The 12,994-nt window shown below is 57.9% G+C and carries 9 protein-coding genes; all 9 read right to left on the reverse strand.

Going from position 1 to position 12,994, the window contains the following annotated elements:
• Window positions 1-7 precede the first annotated feature (7 nt).
• The 9 genes from J3U87_RS06345 to mutY all read right to left on the reverse strand — a co-directional run bounded on the left by J3U87_RS06345 (window position 8) and on the right by mutY (window position 12,905).
• Window positions 8-1,336, reverse strand: a complete 1,329-nt coding sequence (locus J3U87_RS06345) for a PilW family protein (protein WP_237382191.1) — start codon at window positions 1,334-1,336, stop codon at window positions 8-10.
• A 40-nt stretch (window positions 1,337-1,376) separates the two neighbouring features.
• Window positions 1,377-1,907, reverse strand: coding sequence for a type IV pilus modification PilV family protein (locus J3U87_RS06350; protein WP_237382192.1), 531 nt, complete (start codon window positions 1,905-1,907; stop codon window positions 1,377-1,379).
• Window positions 1,908-1,933: 26 nt separating this feature from the next.
• Window positions 1,934-2,581: a pilus assembly FimT family protein gene (locus J3U87_RS06355; RefSeq protein ID WP_272932469.1), complete on the reverse strand. Its 648-nt coding sequence runs from the start codon at window positions 2,579-2,581 to the stop codon at window positions 1,934-1,936.
• Between the two features lie 399 nt (window positions 2,582-2,980).
• Window positions 2,981-3,610 carry a hypothetical protein gene (locus tag J3U87_RS06360; RefSeq protein ID WP_237382194.1) on the reverse strand — a complete coding sequence of 210 codons (630 nt, stop codon included), beginning with the start codon at window positions 3,608-3,610 and terminating at the stop codon, window positions 2,981-2,983.
• A 403-nt stretch (window positions 3,611-4,013) separates the two neighbouring features.
• Window positions 4,014-8,111: a DUF4114 domain-containing protein gene (locus J3U87_RS06365; protein ID WP_237382195.1), complete on the reverse strand. Its 4,098-nt coding sequence runs from the start codon at window positions 8,109-8,111 to the stop codon at window positions 4,014-4,016.
• A 138-nt stretch (window positions 8,112-8,249) separates the two neighbouring features.
• Complete coding sequence (locus J3U87_RS06370) at window positions 8,250-8,885, reverse strand: hypothetical protein (protein WP_237382196.1); 636 nt, start codon at window positions 8,883-8,885, stop codon at window positions 8,250-8,252.
• A 17-nt stretch (window positions 8,886-8,902) separates the two neighbouring features.
• Entirely contained in the window at window positions 8,903-10,183 is a 1,281-nt protein-coding gene (locus J3U87_RS06375) for a hypothetical protein (RefSeq protein WP_237382197.1), read from the reverse strand.
• A gap of 986 nt (window positions 10,184-11,169) precedes the next feature.
• Complete coding sequence (locus J3U87_RS35220) at window positions 11,170-11,817, reverse strand: alpha/beta hydrolase (RefSeq protein WP_420038258.1); 648 nt, start codon at window positions 11,815-11,817, stop codon at window positions 11,170-11,172.
• Complete coding sequence (mutY, locus tag J3U87_RS06385; protein WP_237382199.1) at window positions 11,781-12,905, reverse strand: A/G-specific adenine glycosylase; 1,125 nt, start codon at window positions 12,903-12,905, stop codon at window positions 11,781-11,783. The genes J3U87_RS35220 and mutY overlap by 37 nt, the downstream gene beginning before the upstream one ends.
• Window positions 12,906-12,994: the final 89 nt, after the last annotated feature.

Consider the following 12,994-nt stretch of genomic DNA (forward strand, 5'->3'; position numbering starts at 1 on the left):
TCCTTGACTAAAGGTAGGGCGTGGGCAGCGTCGTATTGATCTTGAACTGCTGGCTGAAGGACCGAGCCTGTTTGTCGGGTGTCCCACTATCTTTGACCAAATTGGAGGTCAAGGTCTCGAGTCCGAAATCGACCCTGGCGACCATGGCATGACGCCCGATGATGATGCGATAGTTGTCTTCGCTGACGCCGAGGTCCGCCGCCGAATCGGCCCAGGTCGTGAGGGTGTCCCTCACCGAGACGGCGCCATCCATATCCGCCAGCAGTACCAAACCGGGATCACTGCTGGGATCGACGTCCATCCCCAGGGAGATCCTGAATTGGGTCACCCCTACGGCGATCACCTCGGGCGTGTCGTTGTTGTGGAAACGAAGCAGGGTGGGTACGGTCTGGCCGGTGTTCGGGTGGACTCCGGAGAGATCCACTTCGTAACGAACCCGGTGGAACCCGGTCCCGGGACTCAACCGGCGTGCGATGATGATGTCCGCTTGAACCGCGAACTTGTTGTCGCCATCGCCCTGGGCGTTCAAACCGAGATCGGGAAGCGTTTGGGGCCCCGTCTCGGCGTACACGTTGTCGATGCTGCCGCCGGGAAAGTCGTTGTCGAACATGTTGTCCCCGGCGGGCGTGAACTGAAGCTCCCGTTGAAACGCAAGGTTCAGGCTGGACGCTTCAACCCCGCCCATCGCGGAGACTTGAACGAGCAGCGCATCGGTCTTCGCCGTACCGGGCTGGTTGAGGGCGGGATTGTTCCAGGCAGCGGGTTGACCGTCTTCGCGCTGATAGGCCTCGTTTTGCGTCAAGGCGCTGGTTTGGTAGACCAGGAAGACATCGCCCTCTTGGAGAAGGTTCAAATCGTCTTCATTGTTGGAGTGCACGAGGCCGGAAACGACCTGACCTGGCCAGGCGTTACCGCCGCCCGGCAAGGTGAACACGAAACTGGGGGTGGTGGATGCTTCCGCACCGACCAGGTCGTAATCGAACCACTGAAGCGTGATACTACTAAAACCGTTCCCGTCTTCAACATGGTTGGTCACGCCGTAAAAGAAGTTTCCATTATTGACTTCGGCAACGAAACCCGGCGTAAAACGATACTTGATGTTCATCGCGCTCATGTCGCTGAGACCTTTGGCGGCATTGGCGAAATCGTGACGAAGTTGGGTGGAGAGACCGTTCATGGACACGGTCATATCGTTGCTGCGCGAGGCATCTCGCGTAGATTGATTGATTCGGCTGAAAGAAGCCATGAGGCCGCCCAATACGACGATCGAGATGACAAGGGTGACCATCAGCTCGGTCAAGCTAAAGCCCGACCGGCCGCGAAATACGGGGTTCATGTTGACTCCTATAAATTGTACCGCTGGAACCGATTATCGATTACGGACTGGCGCCGCCCGATAAGACGTCGTATTGCGCACTGAGCAGCACATTCGCTTCATAAGCGAAAACGTTGGTTGAGTTGATGCCTGATTTCTCGGCCTCGGTGACCCACCCGGACCAGGTGACGCCGACCGAGAGTTGAGACCAGCCGAGACCCGTGGCCGTCTCGTCCAGGGTCACCGTGTAATAGACCGGATCGGACCCGGCTTCGGGGGTGCCCATGCGATGGCCTTGATAGGTGAATTGGAATTCGTCTTCCAAAGCCGCCAGATCCCACTCACCGAACGAGGTGGCCGTCAGCTCGTTGACCACGGTTTCGACGATCATCGCCGCTTGGGCGTGATTGCGCGCGGTCACGGCCTGAAAAATGTTGTGCTGAAAGGCCGCCGCCAAACCGCCGATCCCCACGATCAAAATGATCAGGGAAACCATCGCCTCGATCAGCGACAGTCCACGGGAGACATGGGTGCCGCACGCTTCGTCTTCGATCAGTTTCGGTTGGATGAGTTCTTCAGACTTGTAGCTCATGATGTCACGCTCCTTCCAATCCGGACCTATTCGATCCAGTTCCATTCTCCGCCGGAATGCCCGTCTCTGAAGGCCATTTTGACCTCGCCTTTCGCGGTGATGTGGACCGCGGCCTGGTACTCGGGTCGACCGTCGATCGCAAAGGAATCACTCGCCAGGAAGAAGGTACCGCTCGTCGTTTGCAACGGGGTACCGGACAAGATGCGACCGTCGGGCAAAATGATGAACTCGTTGTTGGGAAATTCCTCGACGGTCAGCCCCGCAATTCCGGTGTAATGGGGCAGATCGTTGATTTCGGGGGAGAGAACCACATTCCGGTAGGGCGAAGGGTTCCCCGTAGTGACGTCGAAGCCGAGAATCAAGCTTTCCTGACCGGCAGGAAAGAGGCCGGTCCGCGACGTGTCCCAAACGACCAGGATGGAGCGATCGTTGCCCACGGTCACCCGGACGGGTGCACTGTGTTCGATGGCCCGGGCCTTGGCGATGGCGAACGTAGATTTGAACAACCGTGACTGGTTGATGATTTGATTGGAGCGCAGGACGGAAGTCGTCAGGCGCAATCCAATGGCTGCAAACAAAGTGATGATGACCACGACGACCATCAATTCAATCAACGAGTATCCGGTCCATCGTTTTCCGAGATCTCGTTTTGGATGATTTTTTAAATCGGTCATGTGCTTCCTACCTCTCTCGACGGTCTCTTGTAAGAACAAGACCCATGCCACCGTACAAGACTATTATTATCAACTAATTAAACTCTAACCTATCCATACCACGGTAATCTGACGGCAATGGAACTCGGCAACAGTGCAGTTTTCTGCACCTCACGCCATGTTTCGATTCAAGCTGCCCGAAATGGCCCCGTTCGCGCAATGCTTCGTCTCGCGTCTCTCGACATGCAAAGGGAGGGTTGGCCGAGGCGCCCGTCGACATGGCGGGCGATCCGCATTCCCTCCGTCTGAAGATCGGTTCGAGTCCGTGGTTCACCATGGCTCCCCCGTTTTGGGATCCGCGCCGGAGACCGATCGAAGTTGGAGTGTCACTGAACGGGGCGCTCCGTCACCCCGCTTCGGTCACTCGTCCGAATTGGAACGAAAGTGTCGCAAGGTGATCGCTTGCAAGGCATTGATGACTGCAAGGCGAACTTTGCGCTCGTCCAGGTCCTTCTGCTTGGAGCAGGTTCGATGGGGACTCGTGAAGATGACCTTCTCGACATCCCAGGATTCTCGTTTTGTTTCGTTCTTGCTCTTCACCGTGTACTTACCGTCCTGAGCGGTAAGGTTCAATTGCACCACTTCCCTTTTCTGATAGGTCACCAGCCAGAACTCCACGTTCTGGTCGCGAATATCATCCGTCCAATCGATCTGAACGACGGGCCCGCTCTCCAACGTGCTGTTCTTGGCTTTGTCGATCAGTTCCTTGCGGCCGATCCGCTCGCCACATTTGGCGCGCACGAACAGTCGCAGGGTGGCGGGGGTGGAATACACCCGACGGAACGTTTTGTCCGGCGCATTTTCAGGCGCACGGGATCCGGGTCTCGGTCCAAAGTCACGCGAAGAGGTGCCGAATTTAGGCGCCCGCTTGGGTACCGGATACACCACGTTCTGTGCGAACGAAGGCACGGCGAAAGCCATGAAAAAGACCATCAACCAAAAGCAGGTGCGTGTCGGATTCGAAGTGTGGATGTTGTTCGAGGATTTCATTCCCAGGTGCTCCTTTTCGCTCTCATGTATGTGTGTCGAGAATGCATGAAGCCAAACCGGTTGGGGCTTTTGGGCGATGCCAGGTTCAAGAAGCCACTCTTGAAGGCGAGGGTCGGAAAAGGTGAAGGGTGAGGTGACACTCGATTATTTAGTGTAACCCGAATCCCGGGTTTTGACGGTTCCTTCGCGACATTTGGTGAGAAGATCCGACGGATCTTCCCTAACCCATCTTCCGCGAGCGAGCGATCCAAGGCCTTGCACTTTTCGTAAGCCCCTGATTAGGTGGAGCTTCCCGAATCAGCCCGACCAACCCGAGAAAGGCTCACTCTTTTACCACGCATATCCATGGGTAAAAAAGCGAGCCTCCCGAATTGGCCTCATTCGGTGTGATCCGTCACCGGAATCACTCCGTGTCCAGCGACAGGTTCCGCAAGAGGTTGTTCTGCCAACCCAGGGTTCCGAACACCGTGGCGATGGTTCGGCGTACCGGAGGGTTGAATTCCAGAGCCGCATTGCCATCCGCGTCGGTCTGGACCTCCTGGAAGGGACTGCCCGCCGGGTTGTCGCTGCGGATATTGTTGACATGGGCATGGATTTCACGACCGTAGACCATGATCGAACCGGCGATCGGTGCCCCCAGGCTGACCTCGTCCTGCAATTCCTCGCCGGCACCCAACAGACCGGTATCGATCAGCATCAGGCGGCCGGGATCGGCGGGATCCACATCGCAGATGCTGAGCGTATCGCCGGTCGAGGTACCCACGACCAATTGGCTGCCCACCAGGGCGGGCCGCGCAAAGGGCTTGTGGCGTGTCGGGAAATCGAAGGTGCCCAGGTCGGACCATTGACCGGACTCCGGATCGAATTCAAATCCGTAGAGGGTATTGGTGAAATTGGATGACGCATAGAAACTTTCGTCGTACACGAAGGGGTGATCGCTGGAAATGATGAACATCTGCAGTTTGCCGTCCACCAAGCGAACGTTGGGCGTGTGGAAGAAGCGCGCGCCGGTCACGGACCGAGACGAGAAGGAGCCGCCGTTCTTCAAATCGGTGACGAACAGAATGCCCTCGGAAGTGGCTCCGACCACATGGTCGATGTACCCGTTGGTGTCGGTATCGAGCAAGGCGGGCGTGCCCACCATGACATTGGAGGATCCCGCGGTGCCGACCGTCCGGGAAATGGTATTGTCCACCTGCCCGGTCAAGGCATCGACCATGAAGTAGGCGGGTGCCTGGCCGGTAACCGGTGTGGCACCACTGCTGTAGGCCACCATCCAAGAGGTGCCGCCGGAGGTTTCGACCCAACCGATGCTCGGCGGGTTGATCATGTCCTGAGTGTTGCTGTCGACGCGCTCCCAGAGTGGCGTGGGATTGTCGGGATCGGTGATATCCAGGGCGAAAATGGCGTTACCGGTGAGATCGTTGCCGCTGACCGTTTCGGTTCCGCCCTTGAAGCCCTGGGACACGAAGGCCACCCGTGTCCAATCGTCGCCGTTTTGGATGACGGCCGAAATCGCCGTGGCATCGACCTTGGCGGTCACCGTATTGGCGCCGGTGTAGTTGAATTTGACGTCTTCGAGCAGGTGGCCCGGCAAATAGGACCACACCTCGGAGCCGGTACCGAAATTGTCGTTGAGGTAGTGACCGTCGGCCCAGATGTCGGTTTCGTTGCGACGGCGGCCCACCCAGGAGCCGGCGTCGAACATGTGCACCAAACCGGCTTCACTGCCGATCAGCAGCCGAGTCGGCAGGTTGAGTTGGAAATCGGTGGTGATGAAATCCACGTAGGACCGCTTGATGGACGGATCCACATCGGACCCGAACACGAACGGCGCGAGACCGGGGGCACGGACAACCTGGACCGAGGCCCGGTTGATACCGCCCAGCAGCCACTCCTTGGTGGGACCGGCCGCCTGAACCGCGCCATCGGCCACCAAAGGATCACTGTAGCCGTGGATCCAGTTCTGCAGCCAAATGGACGCGGAAATCTTGTCCTGGTCCACCGCATCGGGCTCGTGGAAATTGTTCACCCAGATATTGTCCTGTTTTTCGTCGGTCAGGTCGAAGGCCTCGACCAGATCGTCGGTCGTGGAGGAACGCGTCATCTCGATCTGGGTCAGTTGGTTGCTCAGTCCGTTGGATACGGCGCCGGTTAAGTAGGTGTAGATTTTCCGTTCGTTACCGGTATCCAGATCGTTTTTCATGGTGACCCCGGCGTCCCACTTGAAAGGCTCCCCGGGCTGGGCTTCCGGTGTGTTCTCGGGATTGACGTCGATGGTTACGGGCGTCAAGGGGTTGCCGTGATTGAAGGTCTGCACCGCGTAGAGGTGGCCGCGGTTCTTGTTGAAGATCTCCCAATCCAGATCCGGTGTTTGAAACGCGGGAACGTAGCGGATGTTGGAGTTGGGAATGACCGCCGAGTTGTAGTAGAAGTCGTGAACCAAGGTCTGGTAGCTGATTTCGGCCTCGAACACCTTGGGTTTGACGGTATCCACGTTGTCGGTGGCCATCTCGACCTTCCAGTAGATTTCCTGCTTCTTATCCTGGACTTCGATGGTGATCGAACGGGTGATGCGTCCGTTGTCCTCCGTGGTGGCTCCACCGGAACCGGGCTGGAAAAGATCGGGATCACGCTGGTGTTGGCCGCCCAACAGGGGGATCCACTCGTCGTTGGCAGCCAACCGGTAATAGTAGTTGACGTAGCGGCCATCCTGGCCCCAGAGATCCTCGGTGAAGTTGTCGACAAACTCGAAAGAGACCTGGGTCAACGAGAAATCGTCGAAGGCCTGACTGTCGTTGTCGACCACGTTCAGCGATTGGAGCTGACCGCCCGCTTCGCGTTTGACGTAGAACACGACGTCTTCAAAGTCGCGGTCGCCGCCGGAGAACAAATCCTCCCAACCCAGCAACCAGGCGTTCTTGGTTTCGGAGGGCGCACCGACCATCAGGTGAACCATCTGGTTGTTGAAGGCGCGGATCAGCGAGCTGTCACCCTCGGCCGACATATCGATACCGTAGCGGCCGTTGATGACGTCGTTGGCATCGACCGCGGTCGCGTTGAACCAATCACGCAGGGCGCGGTACTGGATGATGCGGCGATCCTGGCGCCAGTTCTCCCATTCGTCGACCCAATCCTGGTTGGCGGGGTTGTGGGCCACGGGCGAGGTGCCGTCGGTGGGTGCGGTGGCGATGCTGCTCCAGTTCTGGCCGTAGACCGCTTGAGCCAAAGTGTTGTGATCGCCGGTACTGCGATAGCTGGGGTACCAGTTGTTGAACGAATTGGAACCACCGAAGTGATCGCCGGTGGTCGCACCCTGACGGTTGGGGCTGCCCGGCGGATTGTCGCGGTTGAAACCGGACTTGGAGTAGTAGGTGTTGACGTTGGAACCGCCACTGCCCCAGAACACGACCAGGAAGAACACCAACTCGCGCGAGCCGGAGATGTTACTGCTGTACCAACGATAGCGCCATTGGGCGACGCCCCGACCGTCGATGATGGGAGAGCCGTCGTCTTCTTTCAAGATGCTGGGAATCGCGTCGCTGCTGGGGTCGGACGTTCCATAAATATAGTAGTCCGGGTTGGCGTCGGTGCTTCCCGAGATATCGCTGTAGAGGTTGCTGCCACTCACGCGATAGGGGTTGTTGTTGTAGTTGCTCGTCTGTCCGCTGCCGCCATCGTCGTCGGCGATGTAGAAAACGGTGGAACCGATCCAGTGAAACTTGTCGTTGGTGACACCGCCAGGCGTCCCGCTGTAGAAGAAGTTACCCAGGAAACCCGGGGTGCTGGTGCCCAGGTAATCCTCGGTGAGCCAGTCGCGGTCCACCACGTAGGGCGGAATTTCGTTGGCGCCGGTCACGTACTGCATCATGTCGGGGATTTCGTTGTTGTCGTTGTCGACGTAGAGGTAGGCCCCGGGATGCTCGAAAAAGCCGTCGTAGTCGTCGCCGCTCTCGAGAAGGTTGTTGGGAACGAACTGCCAGTAATCGCCGGCATGTACGCCGTTGTCCGCGGCGACCGTCCCGTTGCGGAAATAAGAGGCCGGCATGCTGTTGGTCACGCCCGCGGGCTGCGTGTCGGATCCATCGGGGATCCCGTCGTTGTCGTCGTCGGTATCGTCCTGATTCAAGATTCCGTCGCCATCCAGGTCATCGCCCGGTTCGGTTTCGTAAAAGTCGGGAATCCCGTCCTTGTCGGTGTCGAGGTCGAAGAAGAAGAAACCGAACAGGTGGCTGGCACCGGCACCTTCCGACAGGTAATCCACGAAGAAGGGCTGATCGAGACCCAGTACCAGGTTCTCCAGGTCCAGTTCGCGATCGGTATCGAGGCGAATCTCGTTATCGACGAGGATGCCGCCGTCGGCACTGAGGAAGTCGTCTTCCTCGAAACCGTTGTTGTTGTATGTCTTCGTTTGCTCGGTACAACTCTGATCGCCTTCCGTCTGCGCATGGACCGGCATCCCCAGGCCGATGAGGGCCATCAGGATCAACACATTCGACATTTTCGACATTGTCAATCGGGTCAAGTCTCGCACTGTCTACCTCCCGTACTGGGCTGCTTGATGGTACAGGTTTGTCTCAGGGGCTTTGCATTTCGCTGGATTTCGCAACCGGGCCATGCCGTGGGGCACGGGCCCCAATCACTGGAACTTGCCCAGATCGAGTTGCGAATCGAACGAATCGATGGAACCAGTCCCCTGGCGGTCCATGTTCTGTTCGGTCACCGACAATTCGGCGTGTTCCACGGTCTCTTCGCCGGTGGGCGCGATGATCGCGGACTGAACGGCAACGGGCGATGAAGTGTCGTAGCTGTTGAAGATCTCCGCGGTCATGATGATCCATCCGTCGGTGTCGACCCACTGGTCGTAGGTCTTGCCGTATCCCTGCATGCCGCTCATGATCACGGCCAGGTCGTCCGCGTTGTTCTTCACGTAGACGTTGTACACGAGATCCATGGCGCCGGCATTCATGGTCACCGAACCCGAGGCGAACAATTTGCCGTAGCCGTCGGCGCTTTCGGGCCAGGCTTGCCCCAACAGATCCGAAAACCGCGTATCGTCCTGCCAATAGGAGCCGATCTCCACCTTTTCACGTTGAATGGCGCTGAGTGCGGCCATGTTGTGCATGCGCGAGAGTTTGATACCCGAGGTCTGAATGGAGACCGATCGGGATTCGAAAAACATACTCATGGTCATGCCCAGGAAGATGAGCAGGGTCAACATGACCAGAACCAAAGTGGCGCCAGGCTGGCGATGACGGGAAACACGTGACATCATGACTCACCTCCTGCAATTCAATAAAAAGGGGTTGGCAAATTGTTGTTGACGCGGAATCGCTGCTGGAAGCTGCGCTTGGCCCTTTCCTTGGTCGTCAGGAGCATGGTCGTCGATTCGGCGCTCACGGTCACGTCGGCGGCCATGGCGTGGCGACCCACCAACGTCAGGTAATCCTCGTAGCTGGTCTGAAAATCGTTGAAGTCCTCGGACCATATGGCGGGTTCGATCATGGATACCAACCCGTCCATGTCGCCGCGCATGACGCTGTCGGGAACGATGCCCGGCTGGATGTCGAAGCCCATCAAGACCTGGAAATCGGTGATGTTGGTGGAGATCACCTCGGGACCGTCGGCATTGTGGAAGCGAAGCAGCGTCGGGAAGGTACCCGTGGTGTCGACCGAATACCGCACACGGTGGAAATTGTCCCGATTGCCCATCTTGCGGGCGTAGAACACATTGGCCAACGGGCCGTTGTTGTAGTTGTTCTGCACGTCACCGGCGGAGGGGAAGGTGTAATCCATCAGCAGGCCGTCAGCCTGCAGGTCGTTGTCGAAGATGGATTCGGCGGTGGGGTTGTCGAAATTGACCGTGACCATTTTGAGGGTGGAGAACGGATCCCGGCCATCTTCCACACCGCCGACGGCGGTCACTTCGAGAATGATGGCGGTGTTCTTGGGCTCCGATCCGCCGCCGACCTCGAACACGTTCCAAACGGCGGGCTGATTGCCCTCGTCGGTATCCTTGTAGACCGTGGCGTTCTGGCGAACCTCGTTCTTGTAGATGAGGAGAATGTCGCCGACTTCCAGTTGGCCGATCGCGTCTTCCTGTCCGATCAGGTTGGCATCGGTGAAAACCCCGTCAGCGGGGAAGCTGGTGGCGGTCTCGTCGGTCAAGGCAAAGATATAGGTGGGGGTGGTGGTCTGCGAGCCGCCCGCCAAATCGTAATCGAAATACTGAACCACGACGGTGTGATGACCGGAAGCGGCGTCGATGTCGTGATCCGCAATGCCGTAGAAATACCTGGGCAGGTTGGTCTCCGCGACGAAACCGTCCCTGAAGTTGTAGCGGATGTTATAGGCGTTCAGGTCGTTGAACCCCAAACCGGCATTGGAAAAATCCGCTTCCAGTTGGATGTACAGTCCCCGATTCGCCATGGTGACATCGGTTCCTCGCGAGGCATCCCTCGAAACTTGATTGATCCGCTGGAAGGAGAACATGACCCCCCCCAAAACCGCTACGGAAATGACCAGGGAGGCCATCAATTCGGTCAGGCTGAATCCTTGACGACGTGCTGCCATGATTTCTCTCCTTTCCCTTGGAAAAGCTCGTTCGGGCTTGTGAAAGCGCCGAGAAGTGGATCGCGATCGACGGGTCGACCGATGCCGAAATTCGGACTCGAACGTGAAGGAAGACGGATGCGTCTCCAAAACGTCACACAGGTGACGAGACCCATGAACGGACCCTCGAAACGATGTTTCAGGCGATGGAACTCCAGACATGAACTCCTCCCCAATACCTGACAACCCGAACCGGCCTGAACCGGTCAAAAACAAAGCGGCCGCGTAAACCGAACTCGATCAGGGGGAACGAGACGGGTATGCGGACAGGTTGTGAGGGCCACGACGCCCCGGGCTGTTTGGCTTGTGCTGACTCTGGAACATGAACTTCTTCTCAATCGGTTTGAAAACCGGGGCGTTTCGGTTTGGATGGGCCAATCCGATCCCGGTCAAAGGTTAAAAACCGTTACCAGTAAACTGGTGGCGAAGGATTCCTCTTTGAGATGCTGGGTTGCGAGGATGGATTCCAGATAGGCATAGCGATCCGATCGCGCACCGGGGTGACATAGGCCTCGAGCGCGAAGATCGGAAACATAGCGGTACAAACCGCAGCCAAAACCCGATAGAGGGTGGCGGGAGTAAAGGACGATATGGAGCTTTTTATAGGGCGATAGGAAGAGAAAACACGGCTCCGGAGAGCCAGGACATTGGGGTCATCGACCACGAGGGCCAATGACTTTAAATCGAGGCCACGACCGAAGGTCGCAATTGGATTTGGGCACGCCGAGGCGGCGAACGTTCGTCCAAAAGCGGTCCAAACGGTTTCATGCGCATTACCACGTGAAGTGTGGCCTATTTCCATGGTGAAGTCTCCTGCCGTTCCAAAAAGCAGAAGCTGTGCCACAAGCAAAGTGCCTGATATTTTTCGACTAACGAAAAAATTAAAGGTGCCGACACGCAACTCTCACGGTAATTTACCGGCACCATCTGCAAAAAAATGCATCGACTTATATCGAAAAGTTGAGTATCTGCCTCTCAACAGCCCTCCCAATATCGTCACCGATGCCATGACCAGCCCCTTCGACCAGGTGAAATTCACCTTCATTTCCCCGTTCGAGGATCTCCCCGTGACAGGAAGCCGCCCGCTTCGGATCGACCATCAGGTCGCGCGCACCGTGTACGGCATCCAACCGAAAGGGCAACTTGCCAGTCAGGGATTCGGCTCTAAAGCGGCAATTGATCCCGATCACCTGGGTCACTCTTTCAAGGGCAAGTCCTACGAACGGCGCGAGATACCCTCCCTGAGAATAGCCGATGACACGTTTGGGCCGGTGCCACCAATCCATCGCGCGAACCAGGGCGGACACTTGGGTGACCGCCTGCTGCATGTCCACGTGGTAGATCCCCGTTTTGGGATCGAAGAAGTACCAGGTGAACCCCAGGCGAAATCCGCCTGCGGTTTTTTCGGGTATCGGAAAAGGTGCATCGGGCGCGATCCGCATCGCCTCCATGTTTTTCAGAAAGGGCTGCAGTTTGGTTTGGATCACCGCACCACGCTGGCCGAAGCCGTGGAGCAGAATCAAAATCTCGCCGGAATCGTCGCCCTCCAGTTCATAACTCACACGCCAGGTAAGGTCGAGGTTTCGCTCGGGCATGGCTGCTCCTTTCGATTCAAAAACGCTTGTATTTTCGGCATCGCCTTCTGGAAGACCTTGGTCACCGGGATTTGAGCGAGATCGTCGGCGGAAACCCAACGAGTGTCGGCATAGCCGTCGGGAGCGATCCGCCAATCAAACGGATGGGCGGCCTGGAACAGAGAAAGTCGATAGGTGGCGTGAAGATGGGTGAAACGGTGGACGACGGGCTCTTCGAGCCGTCCCAGATATTGCAGCTCACCGTGGAACCACTCCGGCCAGGGCCGGCCCTCGTCCCGGACTCGGGTCGGCAGCTCCCACATCGAAGCCATGAGCCCCGAATCGGGTCGACGTCCCATCAGAAACAGCGGCGATTCACCGGCGACAAACACGAACAGGCTCTCGAAATCGACCTTGGAGGGCTGAACCCGTTTGGTCTTGACCGGGAACGCCTCGGCCATCAACCCCCGTTGCACCACCGAACAGTGGTCCGACACCGGGCATGCGAGGCAAGAGGGGGACCGCGGCGTACAGATGGTCGCCCCCAGTTCCATCACGGCCTGATTGAAATCTCCCGGTTCATGACCGGACAGCAGAGCCTGGGCGGTTTCCTGGATCCGTTTCTTCACGGCGGCGCGACCCACGTCCTCGTCGATGGCCGCGATCCGGCTGATCACCCGAATCACGTTGCCGTCCACACAGGCGAAGGGCAACCCGAAGGCGATACTGGCCACGGCCGCGCTGGTGTAGGGCCCCACCCCCGGCAGGGCGTCGATTTCGGCCTTCGTGGAAGGAAATCGGCCACCGTGGTCGGCCACGATCGCCTTGGCCGCTTTTTGGAGATAGCGAGCGCGGCGGTAATATCCCAGGCCCTGCCAAAGCTTGAGCACCGACGCTTCTTCCGCGGCGGCCAGGGCGGCCGGGTCGGGAAAAGCTACCAGGAATCGCCGAAAATAAGGAATGACGGTCTTGACCTGGGTCTGCTGCAGCATCAGTTCGGAGACGAGAATGGCGTAGGGGTCCCTGGTTTCGCGCCAGGGCAGCTTGCGCTGAAAACGACGGTACCAGGCGGTGAGTTGACTTCCAAACGAGTGTTCTTCGGGGGGCAAGGGACGACTCCTTCCGGGAATGAGCCACCCATCATAACCCGTCGCGAAGGGGGAAGCCAGTTGACCCCAAAGGCCACTTCCCCCCGTGC

Origin of the sequence: Sulfidibacter corallicola (assembly GCF_017498545.1) — a bacterium.
Lineage (GTDB): Bacteria > Acidobacteriota > Holophagae > Acanthopleuribacterales > Acanthopleuribacteraceae > Sulfidibacter > Sulfidibacter corallicola.